Source organism: Rhodococcus sp. IEGM 1370 (genome assembly GCF_033142325.1).
Lineage (GTDB): Bacteria > Actinomycetota > Actinomycetes > Mycobacteriales > Mycobacteriaceae > Rhodococcoides.
Window position 1 is genome coordinate 134,824 of the sequence record NZ_JAWLRY010000003.1, and the last position, 22,250, is coordinate 157,073.

The following is a 22,250-nucleotide window of genomic DNA, read 5'->3' on the forward strand; positions in this document are numbered from 1 at the left end:
AACTGTAAGCGGTCGAACCGACAGAATTTTCACGCTGCCGGTGTGTCCTGGGAGGACGTGACAGGTGTGACGGATGCGACGAGGATTCACCTCATTCGGTCGGCACGGGACCGTCGTCCGGAAGCGGCCCGACGACGTCGACGTACTCCGGCAGGAGTGGCTCGACCGCGAACTTGCCGGACACCGCATCCGGCGGAAGCGCCTGCACCGCTCGCACATCGGCGCGGCCGGCCAGCTCGGTCAACTCGGCAGGGGTCCCGCGCACCACCACCGTCACCACACACGCACACCCGTCGAGGAGACGTCGCTGCGACACTGCGGCGATCTGCGCCTGCCGATCCCCCACCCCGAACGATTCGGTCGCCAGGCTCGCTGCGCGCGCGGCCGAATTCAGTACCGACCGTTCGCTGCCCGGCACGCCGACGGTGAGTATGGGAGTCTGCACGCGATCGAGCGGAACACGCAGGAGCACCTGCGAGATACGAACCCCGTCGGCGACGGCATAGGCCTGTTCGGCGGTGAGTTCGCGATCGAACGACACCGAACCCCACCGAGGTTCGGCGTTGTCGCTTCGCAGGCTCGCCTCGGCACGGGCCAGGTAGTCGGTCACCTGCTCTCCGCTGTCCGGGCCGAGCCGGTCGGTGCTCACACTCAGCTGTCGTACCGGATTGAGGTGGCCGACCACGGCGAGCGACCCCAGGACGAGCGCAGCGGCAACGACGCCGCCGAGCACACCGGAGACTCCGCTGGTGCGCATCACGCCTTCCGAAGCACCTCGAGTGCGTGCTCGAGGTCGGCCGGATACTTGCTCTCGATTTCCACCCAGCGGCCGTCGGACGGATGCGCGAAGCCGAGCGACCGTGCGTGCAGCCATTGCCGTTCCAGGCCCAACCGTTCGGCCAGCCGCGGATCGGCACCATAGGTCAGATCGCCGCAGCACGGATGTCGCAGAGCCGAGAAGTGCACCCGAATCTGGTGCGTGCGACCGGTTTCCAAGTGCACGTCCAGCAGGCTCGCGGCCTGGAACGCTTCGACCGTGTCGTAGTGGGTGACGCTGGGCTTGCCGTCGGCACGGACGGCGAACTTCCAGTCGTTGCTGCCGTGTCGACCGATCGGAGCATCGATCGTTCCACTGCTCGGATCCGGATGGCCCTGCACCAGTGCGTGGTAACGCTTGTCGATGGTGCGCGCCTTGAACGCCCGCTTGAGCACGGTGTACGCCCGCTCGGACGTGGCGACCACCATGACTCCGGACGTGCCGACGTCGAGACGATGGACGATGCCCTGCCGCTCGTGCGCACCGGAGGTCGAAATCCGGAAACCGGCGGCCGCGAGACCACCGATGACGGTGGGGCCGGTCCAGCCGACGCTGGCATGCGCGGCCACCCCGACGGGCTTGTCGACGGCCACGATGTCGTCGTCTGCATAGAGGATTTCCATCCCCTCGACCGGCTCCGCCTCGATCGTCAACTCGCGGGCCGGCTCGGGCAGCGTCACTTCGAGCCACGAACCAGCGGCCAGCCGGTCGGACTTGCCGACGGCACCGTGATCGACCAGAACCGAGCCCTCCTCGGCCAGGGTCGCGGCGACGGTACGCGAGAGCCCGAGCAGCCGAGCGAGACCGGCGTCCACCCTCATTCCGTCCAGACCGTCGGGCACCGGCATCGAGCGCGATTCCCTCACTTGTCGGCCTCGGCTGCGGCATCGGAGTTCGCCTTGGTCACCCGTTCGCCGTTCGGCTCGAACCCGAACAGGCTCAGCACGACGAGCAGGATCGCACCACAGACGATGGACGAGTCGGCAACGTTGAACACCGGCCACCAGCCCACCGACACGAAGTCGACGACGTGTCCCTGGAACGGCCCCGGTGCGCGGAAAAAACGGTCGATCAGGTTGCCGAGTGCACCGCCGAGAACCAGACCCAATCCCAGTGCCCACCACGGTGATCGCAGCGTCCGACCGATCTTGATCACACCGATGACGACCGCGACTGCCACGACCGTGAGCAACCAGGTCATCCCGGTGGCCATCGAGAACGCCGCACCGGGGTTGCGTACCAACCGCAACGTCACGACATCTCCGACGACCGAAATCGGGTTGCCGGGCTTGACGTAGTGCACCACCACGATCTTGGTCACGAGGTCGAACAACAGAATCACGGCCGCGATCGCGATCAGCAACCGCGTCCTGAGCGGCTTCGGAAGTCGATTCACGGCGCTGTCGGTATCGGTCACCTGCGAGTCCGCGGTCTCGTTCGGTGCCGGAACACTACTCGTCTCGGCTGGCGGATCGTCGGCGCGGTCTTCACTCACCTGTCCATCATGGCGTATGGACGGCGGCGGGTCCTCATCCGTGCCGCGCACCACCGGTCTCCACGGGCGGTGTCAGTAGCCTGGTGGCCGTGAAGTCGACCGATCGTTTCCGCACCGTCCGCTCCGGCACCGTCCGCTCCGGTTTCCTCGCTGCCTGCTGTGCAGTGGTCCTCGTCGCCGGATGTTCGAGCACCGACACCGACACCGATCCCGCTCCCGAGCAGGCGGCGTCCTCGAACGAGGTGACGATCGCCGTGACGCCGACGACCACCACCGTGGTCGACCCCGGCACCGAACCGCGACGCGTACTGGCCTTCGAAACCTCCGACGCGAACGAGCAGAACGTGGACCTCACCACCACCTCCACCGTCTCGCAGCAGATCAGCGACGGGGCTCCACAGGACTTCTCCAGCCCCGAACTGACCGTGCCCCTGTCCGCATCGACGTCCGACACCGTCCCGGACGACGACGCCTCGACCGGCGCTACCCGGTCCGTCGAGCTGACCATCGGAGCTGCGACGTCGCCCGACGAGGGACTGACCGACGCCCTCTCCGCATCCGAGGGCTCGTCGGCACGGCTGGCGACCACCGACTCGGGAGCGATCACCGCACTGCACATCACCCCCGCCGACGCCGCGCTCGACACCGCCCGCGCGGCGATCGAACGCTCGTTGAACGCCGCGGTGTACCGCTCCGTCGACTTCCCCGAGGCCGAGGTGGGAGTGGGCGCGACATGGACCGTCGATCAACAGGTACTGAGCGGCATCACGTTGAACCAGCGCACCACGGTCACGCTGCGAGCACTCGACGGTGACCGAGCGACCCTGGACGTCGCGATCACCCAGACACCCGAATCGACCACCTGGAACCTGCCCGACGACGCGGGGACGCTGAACATCGAGACCTACACGTTCACCGGATCGGGAACGCTCGAGATCGATCTGACCCGACCGCTTCCCGTCGGCGGATCGATCACCGCAGGTGGAGAGCAGATGTACACCGACCCCGAAAGCACGACCGTGCTGCGTCAGACCGTCGGAGATTCGATCACCTGGGCTGCCCGATGACGGCGCGGACCGCGACGCAGCTGCTGGCGGCGCTGTCTGTCCTCGGCGTCGCCGCGTCCGGGTGCAGCGCAGACGAGCCGGCCCCGACCCCTGCACCCGCGCCCAGCTCCGTCCCCGCACCCGACCCCCTGCTCGGTGCCCCGATCACCGACTCCGGTGTCCTTGCCGCAGCGATGTTGGGTCTCGGCGACCTTCCGGACGGTTTCTCCTCGATTCCCGACCCCGTCCAGGATCTCGGTCTCGACCCGGCTCCCGAGTACGACTCACCCGACGAGTCCGGTACCGACCCTGCCGAGTGCGCTGCGGTACTGGCACCGATCTCGGAGCAGCGGGGCGGTGCGGCCTCGAACGCAGTCGTCCGCTTCTCGGGACCGAACTTCTCCTCGATCGACGAGGATGCGGCGAGCTACCCCGATACGGGCACGGCCGAGGCCTTCACGGCGATCCAGCAGGCTTGGGTGGGGTGCACGACGTTCAGCGGCACGGACGCGGACGGGGTGAGCGTCGACTACGCGTTGGCGGGCCGGGAGCAGTCCTCGGTCGGCGACGCATCGGCCTCGGTACGCCTGACCACCAGCAGTGAAGGGTTCACCTTGGTCTCCGATGTGGTGGTGGCCGTGGTCGACTCGACCGTCGTCCAGATCGTCGTCTCGGATCAGGCCGGCCTGGAACCGGAGACCGTGACCGCTGTCGCCGAGGCTGCCGTCGAACGCATTCGATCGGTGACACCGAGCATGTGAATCGAGCCGGGCCCACGAAAAACTGCCGGTGACACGTCCCCGAGGGGACATGTCACCGGCAGTGTTCTTGTCGGTCAGAGACGATCGGCAGGACTCAGGGTGCGGGGCACGCCGGGCTGGTCAGCTGCGCGAGCGAGACGATGCCGCACGCGTTGTCCTTGGAAAGCTTCCAGACGCCGTCCTCGGGGACGAACTGGAAGGTGCCGGGGTTGGCCTGGCCGTTGAGCGTGATCGTGATGCCTGCGTTGAGGACGCCGGTGCCGAGATCGTCGATGCTGGTGATCTCGATCTGCGCGTTGTTGGCGACGGCAGCGGCGGCGACCTGGTTGATCAGTTCGGGGTCCTCGGATGCACCCTGGATCAGGGCGGCCTTCTCCTCGACCGGAACGTTGGGGTCGAGCCCGCGTACGAGCTGAGCGTTGAGGTCCTCCACGGTCGGCACCGGCGGGTACGCACCGGCGTCGGGAGCGGCAGCGGCAGACGTTGTGACCGCCGTCGTCGTCGCGGTGGGCTCTTCGTCGCCTCCGGAGCTGCAGGCGGTCATGGTGAGCGCTCCGGCGATGGCGATGCCGGCAACCATTGCCCGTCGGGTGTTACGAAGCTTCAAGTGCTTGTCCTTTTCACTCTGAGTCACGTCTCGATCGTTCTGTGACTCGTCGGTCGTCTGGAATGGGGTCGTCTCGGACCTGGTCCACTATGTCAGCTCGACACGCCCGAGTCACAACGCGATCGGCATACCTGTGAAACCTCACAGAGTTTCCTCAGCGACGCCACAACTCACTTCAGGCTGTCGAGAACGTCGGCAACGACCAGGTTCTCGTCCGATTCGGCGAAGGTGCGCGCGATTCCCGGCCCGCTGGTTCGCGTCTCGAATCGCACGGTCACCACCGAGTGACCGGCCCCCTGCACCCAGCCGTGACCGAAGTCGGGATGCCGGACGTCCATGCCCGGTTGCCACCGCGGACCGTCCGGGACGACGACATCGGCGGCTGCCTCGATCGGTGCGGGCGACTCCTCGGTCGCATCCGCGGCAGGCTCGTACTCCAGCTCGGGAAACAGCGAACCCTGTCGCACGGCCGACAGCCCGGCCAGCCCGACGCCGACCAGCCTGATCGGCCCGACGTCGACCGGATCGACGGCAAGTCGCTGCGCCGTGGCCACGATGGTCTGCTTGTCCACCGTCGCGTACGGCAACGTTGCCGATCGGGTGATGATGCTCATGTCGGACTTGCGCAGTTTCAGTACCACCGTCCTGGCACCCCGACCGTCCTTCAGCAACCGGCGATGCGTCGACTCGACGATGGACTCGATGGCCGGGCGGAGCTGAGCGAGAGAGATCACGTCCTGCGCGAACGTCGTCTCGGCGCTGACCTGCTTGGCCTCGGCCCGCTCGGCCACGACGCGATTGTCGATCCCGCGTGCGAGCTGATGCAGGCTCGGACCCATCGTGGCCCCGAGAATCGAGGCCACCTCGGACTCCGGCGTGGCCACGAACTTGCCGATGGTGTCGATTCCCAAGCGCCGCAAGCGCTCTCCGGCCACCGGTCCGATCCCCCACAGTTTCCGAACCGGCAGGGCAGCCATCAACTCGGCCTGGATTCCCGGAGCAACGACGGTGATGCCGTCGGGTTTGGCCAGTCCCGACGCGATCTTGGCGATCTGTTTTCCGGATCCGGCACCGATCGAGGCGACCAGTCCGGTCTCGGCGAGTATCAGTGCGCGCAGGCCCGCGCAGAACTGCTCGACCTCGTGAACCGTCGCACCGGCGAGTTCGAGCGGCTCACCGAACGCCTCGTCGATCGAGAGTTGTTCGAGAACGGGCATGGGTCCGCGTAGTGCCTCGAAAGCGCGTCGGCTGAGCTCGGAGTAGAGAACGAACCGCGGTGGCAACACCACGGCCCCGGCTCCGACGAGTCGGCGGGCCTGATGCATCGGCATGGCAGAACGCGCCCCGAACGCACGCGCCTGATAGCTGCAACCGGCCACCACTCCCCGCCCACCCGCGCCGCCGACGAGAACCGGGCGGCCCCGCAATGTGGGGCGAGTGAGCTGTTCGGCGGACGCGAAGAACGCGTCCATGTCCAGGTGCAGCACCCATCGGCGACTCCGCAGAGTGTCGTCGGCGATGTTCGACATCGTCAGCCGAGATCGACGGTGAAGCCGAGCGCCTGCGCCGCCCGTTCGGGTGTCGGATCCGACCACAGCTCGCCGTACACCTCGCTCGTCGTCAGCGATCGCATGTGCGCGGTGTCGATGTACAGGGTGCCGTGGAGATGGTCGGTCTCGTGGGCCACGATCCTGGCCGGCCAGCCGGCAACCACCTCGTCGATCTCGCGACCGGCTTCGTCGGTGCACTCGAGCCGCACCTCGGCCGCTCGCGTCACGACGGCCTGATAACCGGGAACACTGAGACAACCCTCGTAGAAGCCTGCGGTCCGCGATCCGACCGGGGTGTACCGGGGATTGACCAGTACCCGGAACGGAAGCGGTGTGCGCTCCCGGACCCGGGACACCTCCGCTTCGACGTCGTACAGGTCCTCGATCACTGCGATCTGCAACGGGATGCCGATCTGCGGTGCGGCCAGGCCGACACCGGGCGCGTCGTGCATGGTCGCGCGCATCACCTCGATCAACTCCGCGAACGTCTCGGAATCGAGCTGACCGGTATAGCGGGCAGCCCCGGACCGCAGAACCGGGTCACCCGCCGCGACGATAGGCACGACGCCGCCGCGAGCTTCGGCGAGAAGCTCGCGGACGGCACCGACCGATACGTCGCCGTCGATCATGACGACTTGGTGATCGCTGCCCGCACTCCCTCACCGAGATCGCTGCCGTCGTCGCCGACGCGTCCGTCGACGAGCGAGAGTGCGAGCACCTCACCTGCGATCAGATCGCGGTGCGTGTCGAGCCACGCCTGTCGATGTTCGGGGACCTCGATGACGATGTCGATGCGGTCCGAGACCTCGAACCCGTGATTGCGACGCGCGTCCTGCAGTTCGCGGATGCGGTCCTTGGCCCAGCCCTCCGCTTCGAGCTCCTCGGTGACGGCGGAATCGAGCACGACCAGTCCGGCGTTCCCGGGCAACGGTGCCGTCGATTCGGGCTCGGCGGCAACGAGCCTGCGAGTGAACTCCTCTGGCAAGAGCGCAATTCCTGCTGCGCTCACCACACCGTCCGCGTCCTCGGACCAATCGCCTGCCTTCACGGCCTTGATGACGGTCTGGACGTCCTTGCCGATACGCGGGCCCGCAGCACGCGCATTGACGACGAGCTCGAACTTTCCGTGTACCGCAACGTCTTCGGTCAGATCGACCTTCTTGACGTTGACCTCGTCGGCGATGATGTCGACGAACGGACGCAGCCGCTCCGCATCGGCGGCCGCGACGGTCACCTCGGGCAGCGGCAACCGCACGCGCAGGTTCTGTGCCTTGCGCAGACCCAGAACGGTCGAGCACACGGTGCGGACCTCGTCCATGCTCTCGACGAGTTCGGGATCCGACGGCAGTTCGTCGGCCTCGGGCCAGTCCGTCAGGTGCACCGAGCGGCCACCGGTCAAGCCCCGCCACACCACTTCGCTGATCAGCGGCAACAGCGGGGCGGCGATGCGCGTGAGCACCTCGAGCACGGTGTGCAGGGTGTCGATCGCGTCGGCGTCCTCGCTCCAGAACCTCGAACGCGACCGTCGCACATACCAATTGGTCAGCGCATCGCAGAACGTGCGCAGCTCGTCGCAGGCACCGGCGATGTCGTTGCCCTCGAGCGCATCGGTGATCGCGTCGCGGGTGGCCGACAGCTTGGCCAGAACGTAGCGATCGAGCACGTGCGGAGAATCGGTCCGCCATTGCCCGGGCCTCGAAGCGTAGAGCTGAAGGAAGCTCCACGCATTCCAGATCGGCAGCAGCGCCTGGCGGACGCCCTCGCGGATGCCCTGCTCGGTCACGATGAGGTTGCCGCCTCGCAGGATCGGTGAGGACATCAGGAACCACCGCATGGCGTCGGAGCCGTCGCGGTCGAAGACCTCCTTGACGTCCGGGTAGTTGCCCTTGGACTTGCTCATCTTCAAGCCGTCGTCACCGAGCACGATGCCGTGTGCGGCAACGGTCTTGAACGCCGGACGATCGAACAGTGCGGTCGCGAGCACGTGCAGGGTGTAGAACCAGCCGCGTGTCTGCCCGTTGTACTCGACGATGAAATCGCCCGGGTTGTGCGTGGAGAACCACTCCTCGTTCTCGAACGGGAAGTGCACCTGCGCATACGGCATCGAGCCGGACTCGAACCAGCAGTCCAACACCTCGGGAACGCGGCGCATCGTGGACTCACCCGTCGGGTCGTCCGGGTTGGGACGCGTCAGATCGTCGATGTAGGGCCGGTGCAGATCGGTCGGCCGCACGCCGAAGTCACGCTCGAGCTCGTCCAGGCTGCCGTACACATCCAGCCGCGGGTAGGCCGGGTCGTCGGAGGTCCACGCCGGAATCGGGCTGCCCCAGTATCGGTTTCGGCTGATGTTCCAGTCGCGTGCACCTTCGAGCCACTTGCCGAACTGGCCGTCCTTGATGTGCTCGGGAACCCAAGTGATCTCCTGGTTCAGCTCGACCATCCGATCACGGAACTTGGTCACCGCGACGAACCACGACGGCACCGCCATGTAGATCAGTGGCTGACCACTGCGCCAGCTGTGTGGGTACGAGTGCTCGATGGTCTCGTGCCGCAACAACCGACCCGAGGCCTTGAGGTCCTTGATGATCACCGGATTGGCGTCGAACACCATCAGGCCCTCGTACGGCGGCACCAGCGAGGTGAACTTGCCGCCTGCGTCGAGCGGTTGCACCACCTCGATGCCGTTCGCGGTGGCGACGTCCATGTCCTCCTCACCGAAAGCCGGTGCGAGGTGGACGATTCCGGTGCCCGAATCGGTCGTGACGTAGTCGGCCTGCAGCACGCGGTGCGAGTTCTCGTGGCCGAGGAAGAAATCGTACGGCGGTGCGTAAGCAAGTCCGACCAACTCGGTACCGGTGTGCTCAGACAGAACCTCCGGCTCCTCGCCGAGTTCCTTCGCGTAGTGCGAGAGTCGCTGCGCGGCAAGCACGTAACGCTCACCGTCGGCTCCTCGCACCTGTACGTAGTGCACCTCGGGATGCACCGCGATCGCCAGGTTCGACGGCAGGGTCCACGGCGTGGTGGTCCAGATCAACGCGTTCGCGCCGTCCAGGGGCGAGCCGGGAGCCGTCAACGGCATCGTGACGGTGACCGCGGGATCCTGACGCATCTTGTACGCGTCGTCGAGGCGGGTCTCCTGATTGGACAGGGGTGTCTGCTCGTACCAGCTGTACGGCAGAACTCGGTATCCCTGGTAGATCAGGCCCTTGTCGTGCAGCGTCTTGAATGCCCACATGACGGACTCCATGAAGTCGACGTCGAGGGTCTTGTAGTCGTTGTCGAAGTCGACCCACCGCGCCTGCCGGGTGACGTAGTCCCGCCACTCGTCGGTGTACTGGAGTACCGACTGCTTGCAGTAGGCGTTGAACTTTGCCAGACCCATCTCGTCGATCTCGGACTTGTCCTTGATACCGAGCTGCTTCTCCGCTTCCAGCTCTGCGGGCAGACCGTGGCAGTCCCAGCCGAAGCGACGCTCGACCTTCTTGCCCCGCATCGTCTGGAATCGCGGGACGAGGTCCTTGACGTAACCGGTGAGGAGGTGGCCGTAGTGCGGCAGACCGTTCGCGAAGGGAGGGCCGTCGTAGAAGACGAACTCCTCGGCACCCGCTCGATTGTCGATGCTGGCTCGGAAAGTGCCGTCCTCGGCCCACTCGTGCAGAACGATGCGCTCGAGATCGGGGAACGGGACACTGCCCGATCGGCCCTCGGCCAAATCGACCAGCGGGTACGACGCATTCTTCGGACGTGCGCTCGCATCTGTCATATCTGTCTCCTCCGTGCCGGACGCGTACTGGACGCGACACCTCTTGGCACGGGGACGACATTCGACGATCGGGACGTCGGATACCGCGGTACCACCCCGCTTGCTCGGCTCCGACGACTGCGTCGCCGGAGCAAGCCTCTCCACGTGAGCTGTGACGGGCTCACCCGTTCGGTTCTACTGGACGTCGATTCGAGGTGGTTGCCCATCGAACCGAGTCGTTCTTCCGAAGGCTCCCCGGTGATAGCCGGATCGACGCCTGAAACAACTGGAGAAATCAGCACATATTACTTATCGGGTTCCGGCGGTGGTCGTTTGCCCGTCAGTGCACCGACAAGTAGCAGAACTGCTCCCACGATACACACGACGATGCAGGCCCACGCCCACACAACCGACCCCGTCATCAACGCGAGAACCAGAAAGCCGAAACCGATAGCCGCTGCGCCGAGAGTCAGGACCAGCACGTGATTCCTCGCTCACCGTTCGACGCGACGTCAGGGTCCGATGCTGCCGTGTTCGGCAGCATCGGCACGAACTCCTGCGTCAGTTGCCCTTGGCGTACGACTGGCTGTACCCCGACGACTGGCTGTCCTGGTTGAAGTTGTCCTGCCCGTTGTCCACCGGCAGCGCCGAGGAGCGGTTCTCGAGCTCTTCGAGCTGCGATTCCAGGTAGGACTTGAGCCGCACGCGGTATTCGCGCTCGAACGTCTTGAGCTGCTCGATGCGACCTTCGAGTACCGAACGCTGCTGGTTGATCGTCGCCATGATCTCGGTGTGCTTGCGCTCGGCGTCGGCCTGCAGTGCGTCGGCCTTCTCCTTCGCCTGACGCAGCTGGGTCTCGGAGCGCGTCTGTGCGTCGGACAGCAGCGACTCGGACTTCTGCCGAGCCTCGGACATCATCGACTCCGAACGCGTGCGGGCATCCGAGACCAAACGCTCGGCGTTGGTGCGCGCGTTGCCGAGCAGCTGCTCGGACTCCGACTTGGCATCACCGGTGAGACGATCGGCCATCTCCTGAGCGAGGCCCAGAATCTTGGCGGCCTGCATGTTGGAGTCGCCGCTCTGCTGCGGGGCCGCCGCAACGGGTGCGACCGGAGCGGGCTGCGCCGCGACGGGCGGTGGCTTGGGGGGATCCACCGGGCGCTGTGGCTCGGCCTTCGGTGCCGCGACCTGAGCCGCCTGCGGGCTCTGCCGCGAAGCGTTCTTGGCGTCCGCAAGCTCCTGGTCGAGCTCACCGACCCGCTGGCGGAGGTCGGCGTTCTCTTCGATCAGTCGCGACAACTCTTGCTCGACGAGGTCTAGAAAAGCGTCGACCTCGTCTTCGTTGTAACCACGCTTACCGATGGGCGGCTTGCTGAACGCGACATTGTGCACATCAGCTGGAGTCAGCGGCATGGAAGGATCCCTTCACGCGTCTTGGGGCGGTAGAGCAAGCATTCAGTTATATGCCATTCCGCGCGAGTGCAGAACAATCAAACTGTAACTGGCGTCCATTCTGTCACACAGGACACGCAGCATGCGCTGGGTCCCGCGTTCTAACATTTCGTCTGCGATCTCAGGCCGCGAGACTGCTGGTCACATTCCACGCAATGAAGACGACGAACAGCAGGACCATGATGGACAGGTCCAGTCGCACTCCGCCGAGATTGAGCGGCGGAATTATCCTGCGGAGGAACTTCACCGGCGGGTCGGTGACCGTGAAGATCGCCTCGAGCACGATGACGACCAACCCGGTCGGTTGCCAATCTCTCGCGAAAGTTCTGATGAACTCGACGATGATTCGACCGATGAGAAGGAGCCAAAAAAGAAACAATACGATGTTGATCACCGTGAACACGATCACGGCTATACTCTGCCTGAATTCGACGGGCTGAGCAAAGCGCGCTGGTCACAGCCCCGTTCTACCACCCCGAACAGCGAATCTCTCACTGCTGACTGTAGAAGCCGGTCTCGGCGATCCGCCTGCGCTCCTGCGGCGAGACGTCGACGTCGGCCGGCGAGAGCAGGAATACCTTGGTCGCAACCTTGTCGAAGGAACCGCGCAGCGCGAAGGCGAGCCCGGCCGCGAAATCGACCAGGCGCTTGGCGTCGGCGTTGCTCATCTCGACCAGGTCCATGATGACCGGAGTGCCGTCGCGGAAGCGCTCACCGATGGTGCGCGCCTCGCTGTAGTCACGCGGTCGCAGCGTGGTGATCTTCGAGAGCGGGCCGCCGTCGTCCGCGATCGGGCTGCGTCGCGTCTCCGCACGCACGTCCATCCGAGTGTCCATGGCCAACGCTCCCCTGGTTGCCGCACCTCGCGTGGTCGGTGCCGCGCCACGTCCTCGTCCGCCGATCGGGGCCAGCGTCGCCGGACGCGGGGCCTCGTAGTCGTCGTAGTCGTCCTCGACCTGCGCGTGCCGAGATCCACCGAACGACGGCTTCACGAATTCACGCTCATCCATGTCGTCGTAGCTGTCACGACCACCACGGGAACTGCGTCGCGTGTCCGGATCGTCGAGGTAGTCGTCCTCGTAGTCGGCGAGCGGAACCATGCCGAAGTACGCCTTGAACTTGTGCAGGGTGCTCATCGTTCTGCCTTCCGTGGCGGTGTGTCTACTGTCCATCTCCAGGTTCGCAAGTGTCTGTTGTGACTGATGTGATCCATGGACTGTTATTGCGAGGTTATCGGCCGCGCGCCGAGTATTGCGGTACCGACACGCACGCACGTCGATCCGTGCCGCACAGCAGCTTCCAGGTCTCCGGTCATGCCGGCGGACAGCTCGAGCGCTTCGGGATGATCGGCCGTCAGCCGACGGTGCAGGCTCTCGAGATCGGCGAATGCGGCGTCCGCATCGGCGTCGAGCGGTGGCACCGCCATCAACCCCGCCAAACGCAACCCGGACGCGTTCGACACCGCGTCGGCAAGCTCGTGGAGTTCGTCGCGTTCGACGCCGCCGCGGTGCACATCCCCGTCGAGACTGACCTGAACGATCACGTCGAGTTCGGTCCGACGCACACCCTCGTCCAATGCCGCCGTCGTCGCCTTCGACAGTGCGGCCACCAACCGCACACTGTCCACGGAATGAATGGCGTGCGCCCACGCGGCAACCGACTTCGCCTTGTTTCGCTGCAGGTGTCCGATCATGTGCCAGCGGGGCGGATCGCCGACGAAATCTTCGGCCGTCTCGGCGACCTTGGGCGACGCGTCCTGCTCCCGGGACTCTCCGAAGTCGCGGCACCCCAGTTCGTAGAGAATCCGCACGTCCGAGGCGGGGAAGAACTTGGTCACCGGCAGCAGAGCCACGTCGGCGGGCGACCGGCCCGCATCGACACAGGCGCGGTGCAGCCGCTCACGCACCGACGTCAACGCCGTCTCGATCTCCTGCGCCCGGTCGGTGCCCGACGCGCTGCCGGTGGGTTCGCTCATGACAACCTCCTGTGCCGGTTCACCGGTCTGCCGTTTCGGCCCGATCACCTGGGGATGTGCTGTCCATCCATACGACACTGGCGATTCGGCCGGTCGATCCTTCGCGACGGTGACTGAACAAGGCCCGGTCCTCGATGGTGCACCGCGGATCCTGAGCGACCCCGGACACTCCCGCGGCGAGCAGTTGAGCGCGGATACCGGCGGGAATATCGAGCCCCGGCGTATTGCGGACCGTGGTCGTCGCGCTGCCGGGGAGATGCTTGTCGACGTCCGCTCGCATGGAGGCGGGCACCTCGTACTGGCGACCGCTCGCCGCCGGACCGAGAAATGCGCCGATCCGCGCCGGGACCGCCCCGAGCTCGACCATGGCGGCCAACACCCGGGGAACGATGCCGATGCGGGCACCGACCCGCCCTGCATGCACCGCTGCGATCACGCCTGCCTCCTCGTCGGAGAGCAGGACCGGCACGCAATCGGCAGTCAACACCACCAGACCGAGATCACGTTGCGTCGTCACCAACGCATCGGTCATAGGCACCGGCTCGGACACCGGACCGTCGACCACGGTGACGGTGCGTCCGTGGACCTGCTCCATGAACACGAGCCGTTCGAGTCCCATACCCAGTCGATCGCCGAGGCGTCGACGGTTGGCCTCCACCGAAGCGGGGTCGTCACCTACGTGATCGCCCAGATTGAACGTGTCGAACGGCGGTGCCGAGACGCCGCCCGCCCGCGTCGTCGAGACGCGTCGGACACGAAACGGACCGGCGGAAGCGGTGTCACTCACCGCCGCATGAAGGACGGCACATCGACTTCGTCTTCGCCCTCGTCCTCGGCGATCGGAACGCGACGGCCGGAACCGACGCTCTCGCGGCCCTGTCCGGACGAGTCCCGGCCCTGGCCGGACGAGTCGCGACCGTAACCGGCTGCGGATTCGCGGCTCGACGATTCGCGGTTGGACGAGCTCGACGAGTTCAGCGGCGGCAGACTGCTCCCACTCGGTGCGCCGACCGGGTCGCGGAACACAGCACCGTCGGAGCCGTCGGTCGACTTGGAGGACACCTCGCCCGAGCGAGCCGATCCGATGGGGCCGCGGGTGGAGGTGGCAGCTTCGACCGGACGCCGCGTCGGGGTTCCTCCGTCGAAGCCTGCGGCGATGACGGTCACGCGGACCTCGTCGCCGAGCGAGTCGTCGATGACGGTGCCGAAGATGATGTTGGCGTCGATGTGTGCGGCTTCCTGCACCAGCGAGGCGGCCTCGTTGATCTCGAACAGACCGAGGTCGGATCCACCGGCGATGGAGAGCAGCACTCCGCGTGCACCTTCCATCGAGGCTTCGAGCAGCGGCGAGTTGATCGCCGATTCGGCTGCCTTGATCGCGCGACCCTCACCGCGTGAGGATCCGATACCCATCAGTGCACTGCCTGCGCCGGACATGACGCCCTTGACGTCGGCGAAGTCGACGTTGATCAGTCCGGGAGTGGTGATCAGGTCGGTGATGCCCTGGACACCGTTGAGCAATACCTCGTCGGCGCTGCGGAACGCGTCCATGAGGCTGACGGCCGCGTCGCCGAGCTGGAGCAGTCGATCGTTGGGGATGACGATGAGCGTGTCGCAGGACTCGCGGAGCTGCTGGATGCCGGTGTCGGCCTGTCCACCGCGCCGCTTGCCCTCGAAGGAGAACGGCCGGGTGACGACACCGACGGTCAGTGCACCGAGCTTGCGAGCGATGTTGGCGACGACAGGAGCGCCACCGGTGCCGGTGCCGCCTCCCTCGCCTGCGGTGACGAACACCATGTCGGCACCCTTGAGCACCTCTTCGATCTCGTCCTTGTGATCGTCTGCTGCGCGGCGGCCGACCTCGGGATCGGCACCTGCGCCGAGTCCGCGGGTCAGTTCGCGGCCGACGTCGAGCTTGACGTCTGCATCACTCATCAGCAAGGCCTGAGCGTCGGTGTTGACCGCGATGAACTCGACTCCCTTGAGTCCCTGTTCGATCATGCGGTTGACCGCGTTCACGCCGCCGCCGCCGATGCCGACGACCTTGATTACGGCGAGGTAGTTGTGCGGGGGCGTCATGGGCTCTCGCCTTCCGTGGATTGTTGCCTGAAATGTGGAAAACCCTCAACCTAAACCACAGGCTTAGAGTTATGTCAAGTACTGAACTGGTCGAAACGCTATTCATCGCCGACGACTATCGCCATTAGGCGCGCCGACGCCACGCGAGAAATTCCGGTCCGCGCGTCGAAACTATTTGGTGGTGGGCAGATCCGGACTCGACACGTCGAAGATCTGACCGGGCTGGGACAGCAATGCGATCGCGACCGCACCCTTGCGCTCGGAGTCGTCCTTGCTACCCCACACGACGGTGCGCCCGTCGAGCAGCAGAATCGAGATGTCGGACAGCGTGCTCGCCCGCAGCTCGGCGGCCTGATCACGCAGCAGCGGTGGCAACGTATCGAGAACCGCCAGTGCATCTTTCGTCACCGGATCACCGAACACCGGATTGTCGGTCACCAGACGCACCACCCCTGGCGGTGGCGGCGCGATCGCGAAATCGACGCCGGTGGAGTCCAGGAGATGGGTGCCGTCCGGAGAATCGAAGAACGCCACCGGAACTCGCTCCTCGACCGTCACCTGCACGGTGGACGGATACTGGCGTTGCACGCGGACCGTCGCCAGCGCCGGGATCGTTGCCACCCGCTGCGCCGCCCCCGCCGTGTCCACCCGAACCAGCGGAAGGCCGACGGGTACGTCCAGCCGATCGAGGATCTCCTGCTCGGACACCGACGATGCCCCCGCGACCGCGATGGTGCGAACGGACAACAGCGGCGTGAAGTACACCAGCGCAGCCGATCCCACCACGACGACCACCACGGCGAGCGCAATCAGAGCGGCTTTGCGACGCGACCGCTTCACTCGGGCGCGCTCTTCTTCCCGTGCCTGAGCGCGGGCTTGCTTGTCGGTGACCGCGGACGGCGAATCACCCTCTCGTGCAGCTGTTCCCGACCTCGAAGAACGGACTCGATCGGAGCGGCGGGTCACGTCGACGGCCGATCCTTCGGTACTCCGCGGCCGGTCGCAGCACCGAAATCGGTCTTCGAGCGAAGCGCATCGAGAATCGGCCCGCCGAGCATCGTCACGTCGCCGGCTCCCATGGTGATGACGACATCGCCGGGCACACTCAGGTGGGCGACCTGCTTGGCCACCAACGACAGATCCGGCTGATAGTTCACCGGCTTGGTCACCGAAGCGGCAACCAGCGCCCCCGTCACACCGGGCAACGGCTCCTCGCGCGCGCCGTAGACGTCGAGCACGACGATCTCGTCGGCCAACGACAACGCGGCACCGAACTCCTCGGCGAACGTCGCGGTCCGCGAGTACAGGTGCGGCTGGAACACCACCACCACCCGTCCCTGCTCGCCACCCGAACGATCCTGGCCTGCCACGAGGGCCTGTGCGGCCGTCAGCACCGCACGCACCTCGGTCGGATGGTGCGCGTAGTCGTCGAACACGCGGACGCCGTGCTCACGCCCGGTGAACTGAAAGCGTCGATGCACGCCGCCGAAACCGGTGAGTCCGGCCAGCAATTCCTCGACACCGGCACCGACCTGGCGCGCCGCGACGAACGCCGCCAGCGCGTTGAGTGCAGTGTGCCGGCCGGGGACGCCGAGCCGTACGGTGCGCGCCGCGTCCTCACCTGCGATCTGCAACTGCGCGACGCCACCGATGTCCTCGGGCTCCCACGCCAGCAGCCGAACGGCCATGTCGACCGGCCCCGCGTCGACGTCCGAGGACCCGTATCCCAGCACCTTGACTCCGGGAAGGTTCCGCTCGACCACGCGTCGAGCCAGCGCCGCCGAACCGGGATCGTCCATACAGGCCACGAGCACACCGCCCGGACCCAGCAGCGCGGCGAAATCGTCGAACACCTGAACGTAGGCGTCGGTGGTGCCGAAGTAGTCCAGATGATCGGCCTCGATGTTGGTCACGATGATGACGTTGGCCGTGTACTGCAGCAGCGAGCCGTCGCTCTCGTCCGCCTCGGCCACGAACACGTCGCCGCTGCCGTGATGGGCGTTGGTCCCGGCTTCGTTGAGCTCTCCTCCGACGGCGAACGACGGATCGAACCCGCAGTGCTGCAGGGCGACGACCAGCATCGAGGTCGTGGACGTCTTTCCGTGCGTACCCGAGACCAACAGCGTGCGGTATCCCTGCATGAGAGAAGACAGCACGGCCGGTCGCAGCACCACCGGAATTCCGCGTTCGCGAGCTTCGACGAGTTCGGGATTGGTCTGGGGAATCGCGGCGTGGGTCGTCACGACCACGGTGGGCCCGCCGTCGATCATGTCCAGGGCGCTGGCGTCGTGACCGATGCGGACCTGGGCGCCGCGTGCGCGCAGTGCGAGCACGCCGCGCGATTCCTTGGCATCCGAACCCGACACCTGTCCCCCGCGAGCGAGCAGGATCCGCGCGATGCCGGACATTCCGGCACCACCGATGCCCACCATGTGTACTCGTTCGAGCTCTGCCGGCAGATCCGACATCGCACCCTCAGTTGTCACGCGGACGTCTCCCTCGTTCTCTTCTCATGCGCGACGCCGCCCAGCTCAGCGCCGCGCCGCGTGCGCGGTATCGAGCACGATCTGCGCGACGGCAGCTGCTGCGCCCTTGTGCCCGGCACCGGCGGCGGCACGAGACATGGTGGCGATTCGTTCGGTGTCGGCCAGCAGCGCGACCACTGTCTCGCTCACGTATTGCTCGGTCAGTGTCGCATCGGGTACCAGGATGCCACCTCCGGCGTCGACCACGGGACGGGCGTTGAGTTCCTGCTCGCCGTTGCCGTGCGGCAGGGGCACGTAGACGGCGGGCAGACCGGTCGCGGAAACCTCGGCGACCGTCATGGCACCGGAGCGACAGATCGCGAGGTCCGCGGCCGCGTACGCCAGATCCATCCGGTCGATGTAGGCGCGCGCGACGTACGGCGCGGCCGGATTGCGCTGCTCGACATCGAGCGAGTTCTTCGGACCGTGGGCGTGCAGAACCGAGATACCCGCATCGGCGAGGGCCGCCGAGGCTCCGGACACCGCGTCGTTGAGCGATCGGGCCCCCTGTGAGCCGCCGAACACCAGCAGCACCGGGCCGTTCTCGGGCAGGCCGAAGTGCGCGCGAGCCTCCGCGCGGACGGCAGCCCGATCGAGGCCGGTGATGGTGGGACGCACGGGAATTCCGATCACGTCCGCGTCGGCAGCACCGCGCGCGGCGATCCCCGAGCCCGCGACCGCGGCGAGTACCCGCTCGGCCGAGCGGGCACCGACCTTGTTGGCGATACCCGCTCGTGCGTTGGCCTCGTGGATGACCACGGGAATTCGGCCGCCACGGCCGAACAGTCGACCGCGGGCCGCGAGATAGGCCGGTAACGCGACGTAGCCGCCGAATCCGACGAGCACGTCCGCCTCCACGGCCGCGAAGATCTCTCGGGTGCGGCGCACCGATCGCACGACGCGCAGCGGCAACTTGAGCAGGTCGACGGTGGGCTTACGGGGCAGCGGAACGGGCGGAATGAGCTCGAGTGCGTACCCGCGAGCCGGGACGAGAGTCGTCTCGAGGCCGCGGCTGCTGCCGAGAGCGGTGACGGTGACGGTGGGGTCGAGGACACGCAAGGCGTCGGCCACAGCGAGCGCAGGCTCGATGTGCCCGGCCGTTCCGCCCCCGGCAACCACTACGGAAATCGGTCGAGATGTCTGCTTCACCGTCGATATCCTCGCTCACCCGAGCGGACGGGAGGGCGACCGGGTTGTGGTTCCGGCCGCGGACGGTATGCCGATCGCGATCCTGCGGCGGGCTCTCGCCGGACCGGATCGCTTCGACGGGGGTTGCCGCGGGGAGCGTCGCCCCGGTACGCAGTCGATGTGGGCGACATCGTGTCGGTCCGTGAACTGGAGACGCGCGTGCGGGCACGGCCGGGTTCGGCAGCCCGCGCTGTCCGTGCGTCACTGCCCTTGCCCTTACGGGACTCGAGGCGTTTGCGATCCTGCGCCGCCAGTGTGGGGCGAGTGGACTTCGAGCGCGCCATCGCGGCTCGCTTGGGCGAGAACACGGCGGGCAGCGGCAGCTTCAGAGCTCGCGCGATTCGGCCCTCCTGCCCTGCGTGCAGGGCCGCGATCGCCTCGGGTTCGTGGCGGGCGGCGCTCGCGATGATGCCGAACATCAGCAGCGTGATCGCGGTCGAGGTGCCACCGTAGGACACCAGGGGCAGCTGCAGACCGGTCACCGGCAGCAACCCGACGACGTAGCCGATGTTGATCATGGCCTGGCCGAACACCCAGCACGTGGCACCTGCGGTCAAGAGCCGCAGGAACGGATCGACCGAACGCATGGCGATGCGCAGGCCGGTGTAGACGAAGAGGCCGAACAATCCGATGACTGCGAGGCAGCCGATCATTCCGAGTTCCTCGCCGATGATGGCGAAGATGAAGTCGTTGTGCGCGTTGGGCAGGTAGCTCCACTTCGCGCGGCTCTGCCCGAGCCCGCGACCGAACATTCCGCCGTCGGCCAGGGAGTATTTCGCCTGGGTGGACTGATAGGACAGGCCCTGGGTGTCCTCACCCGGGTTGAGCCAGGCCTTGACGCGATTGGATCGGTAACCGGCGGTGAACGCGAGCACGGTTGCCAACGCCAGACCGGTCATCAGCACCGCACCGAACAGCCGAGCGTTCAGGCCGGCGAACCACAGCAGCGCCACCAGGATGATGCCGAGGGCGATGGCGGTACTGAGGTTCGGTTGCAGCACGACGAGCAGACACATCAGCAGACCTGCAGGCAGCAGCGGCACCAGCAGCGATTTGATGTTGCCGTGCTCGCTGCGCCGCGAGGCCAACAGGTGTGCGCCCCACAGAACCAGCGCGACCTTGGCCAGCTCGGACGGCTGGAAGGACACGACGCCGAAGTCGAACCAGCGGCGCGCACCTTGGCGTTCGGCACCGATTCCGGGGATGAGCACCAACATGAGCATGGTGATCGAAACCAGGAACAGCGGAAAAGACAGCTTTCTGAGGTAGCGAACCGGCAGCCGGAGAGCGACGTAGAACGCCACGACTCCCAGCGCGACACCGATCAGCTGCTGGGTGAAGAGCGCGTACCCGGACTCATCGGCTGCGAAGGACTCGGCGGACGACGCCGACAGCACCATCACCAGGCCCAACACCGTGAGTAGTACCGCGATCGTGACGACGAGATGGAAGGACGCGAGCGGGCGGCCGAACCACAGGCCGATTCGGGTGCGTGGAGCGGCGGTGCGGCGAGGTGGACGCGGCGGATGACCGGCGGCGGTCACGATCGCGGCGATCCGATGTCGGTGGCCTCGAGGCGCTGGACCGACTCGGCGAAGCTGCGGCCGCGGTGGCCGTAGTCGGCGAACATGTCCAGTGACGCGGCGGCCGGGGCCAGCAGGACCGTATCCCCCGGCGCGGCGAGTTCGGCCGCATGGGCCACGACCGCCCGCATCACCGCATCAGCATCTTCAGCACCATGAGTCACACCAGCATCGTCTCCCGAAGGGAGCCTGACGACCGGAACATCGGGCGCGTGTCGCGCCAAAGCCTCTGCGATCTGCATCCCATCGCGCCCGAGAACGACCGCAGCCACGAGACGATCGGCGATCTCGACCACCAGATCGTCGATCACCGCACCCTTCAGCAACCCACCCACGATCCACACGACGCGATCGTGGGCCGAGATCGACGATCGAGCGGCGTGCGGATTGGTCGCCTTCGAGTCGTCGATGAACGTCACCCCGCCGAGCTCGCGCACCACCGCCGCACGATGCGGACCCACCCGATAGGTCTGCAGCCCCACCCGAACAGCGTCGGCGTCCACACCGATCGAACGAGCCAGCGCGCCTGCTGCGAGCGCATCGAGAATGCCGGACGGGCCGCTCGGCTCCACCTCGTCCGCAGCGAGAAGATCGACGTTCGCACCGAAGGCATCGTCCACGAGCATCCCTGCCCGCACTCCCAGCTCACCCGAGGCCGGCTCACCCAGCCGAAACCCGACGACGGTGGCTGCGGGTGATCCGGCAGCGAGACTCGCCGCCCTCGAGTCGTCGAGACCGACCACCGCGACATCACCGCTCAACACACGAGCCTTGGCCTGGACGTATCCGTCCATACCGCCGTGCCAGTCGAGATGGTCCTCGGCGATGTTGAGCACCACCCCCGCCGCCGGACGCACCGACGGAGCCCAGAACAACTGGAACGACGACAACTCCACGGCGAGCACACTCGGATGCGGGGTACCGCGCAACGCGTCGGCGATGGGGAGTCCGATGTTGCCGCAGGCCACCGATGCGATGCCTGCGGCGTCGAGTATCGACGCCAGCATCGAGGTGGTGGTCGTCTTTCCGTTGGTGCCGGTGACCACCAGCCAGCGAGTTCGGGGTCCGTACAACTCGGCCCGGTCCACGTGCCAGGACAACTCGACATCGCCCCACACCGGAATGCCCTGCTCGGTGGCCGCGGCCAGCACCGGAGAGTCGGGACGAAAGCCGGGACTGGTGACGACGAGCGAAAACGCAGCGAGCGCCGCCGGATCGGCGAGTAGGTCGTCCTGCAGCACCACGGCAGCCCCGAAGTCCGACGCCTCGTCCAGCGCGGCACGATTCGAGTCGGTGACGGTGACGACGGCACCGAGATCGAGCAACGGTTGCACGACGGCCAGTCCCGAGATGCGGGCACCGGTCACCAGCACCGAACTGCCGCGCAACCAGGTCAGGTCGGTCCGAGCGTCGTGCGGAGATTCGTCCAT

20 protein-coding genes are annotated in these 22,250 nt (G+C 66.5%); 2 read left to right on the forward strand and 18 right to left on the reverse strand.

Features of this window, described 5'->3' with window-relative positions; genetic code table 11:
- Nucleotides 1-91: 91 nt before the first annotated feature.
- The 3 genes from R4P47_RS07010 to lspA are packed head-to-tail and all read right to left on the reverse strand — an operon-like array spanning nucleotide 92 to nucleotide 2,312.
- The gene (locus tag R4P47_RS07010) at nucleotides 92-757 is read right to left on the reverse strand and encodes a hypothetical protein (RefSeq protein WP_317784491.1); all 666 of its coding nucleotides are present in this window, start codon (nucleotides 755-757) and stop codon (nucleotides 92-94) included.
- Nucleotides 757-1,683, reverse strand: coding sequence for an RluA family pseudouridine synthase (locus R4P47_RS07015; RefSeq protein WP_032394372.1), 927 nt, complete (start codon nucleotides 1,681-1,683; stop codon nucleotides 757-759). Before R4P47_RS07015 ends, R4P47_RS07010 begins: the two co-directional genes overlap by 1 nt.
- Nucleotides 1,680-2,312, reverse strand: coding sequence for a signal peptidase II (gene lspA, locus R4P47_RS07020; protein ID WP_411567310.1), 633 nt, complete (start codon nucleotides 2,310-2,312; stop codon nucleotides 1,680-1,682). The genes R4P47_RS07015 and lspA overlap by 4 nt, the downstream gene beginning before the upstream one ends.
- Before the next feature lie 89 nt (nucleotides 2,313-2,401).
- On the opposite strand from lspA, the gene R4P47_RS07025 reads away from it, so the two are divergent.
- Together R4P47_RS07025 and R4P47_RS07030 are read left to right on the forward strand one after the other, a co-directional pair.
- Nucleotides 2,402-3,379, forward strand: a complete 978-nt coding sequence (locus R4P47_RS07025) for a hypothetical protein (RefSeq protein ID WP_317784367.1) — start codon at nucleotides 2,402-2,404, stop codon at nucleotides 3,377-3,379.
- Nucleotides 3,376-4,119, forward strand: a complete 744-nt coding sequence (locus R4P47_RS07030; RefSeq protein ID WP_317784368.1) for a hypothetical protein — start codon at nucleotides 3,376-3,378, stop codon at nucleotides 4,117-4,119. The genes R4P47_RS07025 and R4P47_RS07030 overlap by 4 nt, the downstream gene beginning before the upstream one ends.
- A 94-nt stretch (nucleotides 4,120-4,213) precedes the next feature.
- Here R4P47_RS07030 and R4P47_RS07035 read toward each other — a convergent pair whose 3' ends face one another.
- From R4P47_RS07035 to murD, 15 genes are all read right to left on the reverse strand, one after another.
- Nucleotides 4,214-4,699 (reverse strand): hypothetical protein, encoded by a 486-nt coding sequence (locus R4P47_RS07035; RefSeq protein ID WP_176460298.1) that lies wholly within the window; start codon nucleotides 4,697-4,699, stop codon nucleotides 4,214-4,216.
- 197 nt (nucleotides 4,700-4,896) lie between these two features.
- On the reverse strand, nucleotides 4,897-6,255 hold the full coding sequence (locus tag R4P47_RS07040) for a DNA polymerase IV (RefSeq protein WP_317784493.1): 1,359 nt from the start codon (nucleotides 6,253-6,255) through the stop codon (nucleotides 4,897-4,899).
- 2 nt (nucleotides 6,256-6,257) lie between these two features.
- Nucleotides 6,258-6,905 carry a peptide deformylase gene (locus R4P47_RS07045; RefSeq protein ID WP_317784369.1) on the reverse strand — a complete coding sequence of 216 codons (648 nt, stop codon included), beginning with the start codon at nucleotides 6,903-6,905 and terminating at the stop codon, nucleotides 6,258-6,260.
- Nucleotides 6,902-10,039, reverse strand: coding sequence for an isoleucine--tRNA ligase (ileS, locus tag R4P47_RS07050; protein WP_317784370.1), 3,138 nt, complete (start codon nucleotides 10,037-10,039; stop codon nucleotides 6,902-6,904). Before ileS ends, R4P47_RS07045 begins: the two co-directional genes overlap by 4 nt.
- A 540-nt stretch (nucleotides 10,040-10,579) precedes the next feature.
- On the reverse strand, nucleotides 10,580-11,431 hold the full coding sequence (locus R4P47_RS07055) for a DivIVA domain-containing protein (RefSeq protein ID WP_094640120.1): 852 nt from the start codon (nucleotides 11,429-11,431) through the stop codon (nucleotides 10,580-10,582).
- A 160-nt stretch (nucleotides 11,432-11,591) separates the two neighbouring features.
- Nucleotides 11,592-11,879 (reverse strand): YggT family protein, encoded by a 288-nt coding sequence (locus tag R4P47_RS07060; RefSeq protein ID WP_317784371.1) that lies wholly within the window; start codon nucleotides 11,877-11,879, stop codon nucleotides 11,592-11,594.
- Nucleotides 11,880-11,961: 82 nt separating this feature from the next.
- Nucleotides 11,962-12,606 (reverse strand): cell division protein SepF, encoded by a 645-nt coding sequence (locus tag R4P47_RS07065; RefSeq protein ID WP_300523136.1) that lies wholly within the window; start codon nucleotides 12,604-12,606, stop codon nucleotides 11,962-11,964.
- 83 nt (nucleotides 12,607-12,689) lie between these two features.
- Complete coding sequence (locus R4P47_RS07070; RefSeq protein WP_317784372.1) at nucleotides 12,690-13,445, reverse strand: YggS family pyridoxal phosphate-dependent enzyme; 756 nt, start codon at nucleotides 13,443-13,445, stop codon at nucleotides 12,690-12,692.
- Nucleotides 13,446-13,464: 19 nt separating this feature from the next.
- Nucleotides 13,465-14,232 (reverse strand): peptidoglycan editing factor PgeF, encoded by a 768-nt coding sequence (gene pgeF / locus R4P47_RS07075; protein WP_068051953.1) that lies wholly within the window; start codon nucleotides 14,230-14,232, stop codon nucleotides 13,465-13,467.
- A complete protein-coding gene (ftsZ, locus tag R4P47_RS07080; RefSeq protein ID WP_317784373.1) occupies nucleotides 14,229-15,524 on the reverse strand; it encodes a cell division protein FtsZ in 1,296 nt (431 codons plus the stop codon). The genes pgeF and ftsZ overlap by 4 nt, the downstream gene beginning before the upstream one ends.
- Before the next feature lie 171 nt (nucleotides 15,525-15,695).
- Nucleotides 15,696-16,490 (reverse strand): cell division protein FtsQ/DivIB, encoded by a 795-nt coding sequence (locus R4P47_RS07085; protein ID WP_082898936.1) that lies wholly within the window; start codon nucleotides 16,488-16,490, stop codon nucleotides 15,696-15,698.
- Nucleotides 16,487-17,992, reverse strand: a complete 1,506-nt coding sequence (murC, locus tag R4P47_RS07090) for a UDP-N-acetylmuramate--L-alanine ligase (protein WP_094669869.1) — start codon at nucleotides 17,990-17,992, stop codon at nucleotides 16,487-16,489. The genes R4P47_RS07085 and murC overlap by 4 nt, the downstream gene beginning before the upstream one ends.
- 63 nt (nucleotides 17,993-18,055) lie before the next feature.
- Entirely contained in the window at nucleotides 18,056-19,198 is a 1,143-nt protein-coding gene (murG, locus tag R4P47_RS07095) for an undecaprenyldiphospho-muramoylpentapeptide beta-N-acetylglucosaminyltransferase (RefSeq protein ID WP_317784374.1), read from the reverse strand.
- Nucleotides 19,195-20,781 (reverse strand): putative lipid II flippase FtsW, encoded by a 1,587-nt coding sequence (gene ftsW, locus R4P47_RS07100; RefSeq protein WP_317784375.1) that lies wholly within the window; start codon nucleotides 20,779-20,781, stop codon nucleotides 19,195-19,197. Before ftsW ends, murG begins: the two co-directional genes overlap by 4 nt.
- Nucleotides 20,778-22,250: a UDP-N-acetylmuramoyl-L-alanine--D-glutamate ligase gene (murD, locus tag R4P47_RS07105; RefSeq protein ID WP_317784376.1), complete on the reverse strand. Its 1,473-nt coding sequence runs from the start codon at nucleotides 22,248-22,250 to the stop codon at nucleotides 20,778-20,780. The genes ftsW and murD overlap by 4 nt, the downstream gene beginning before the upstream one ends.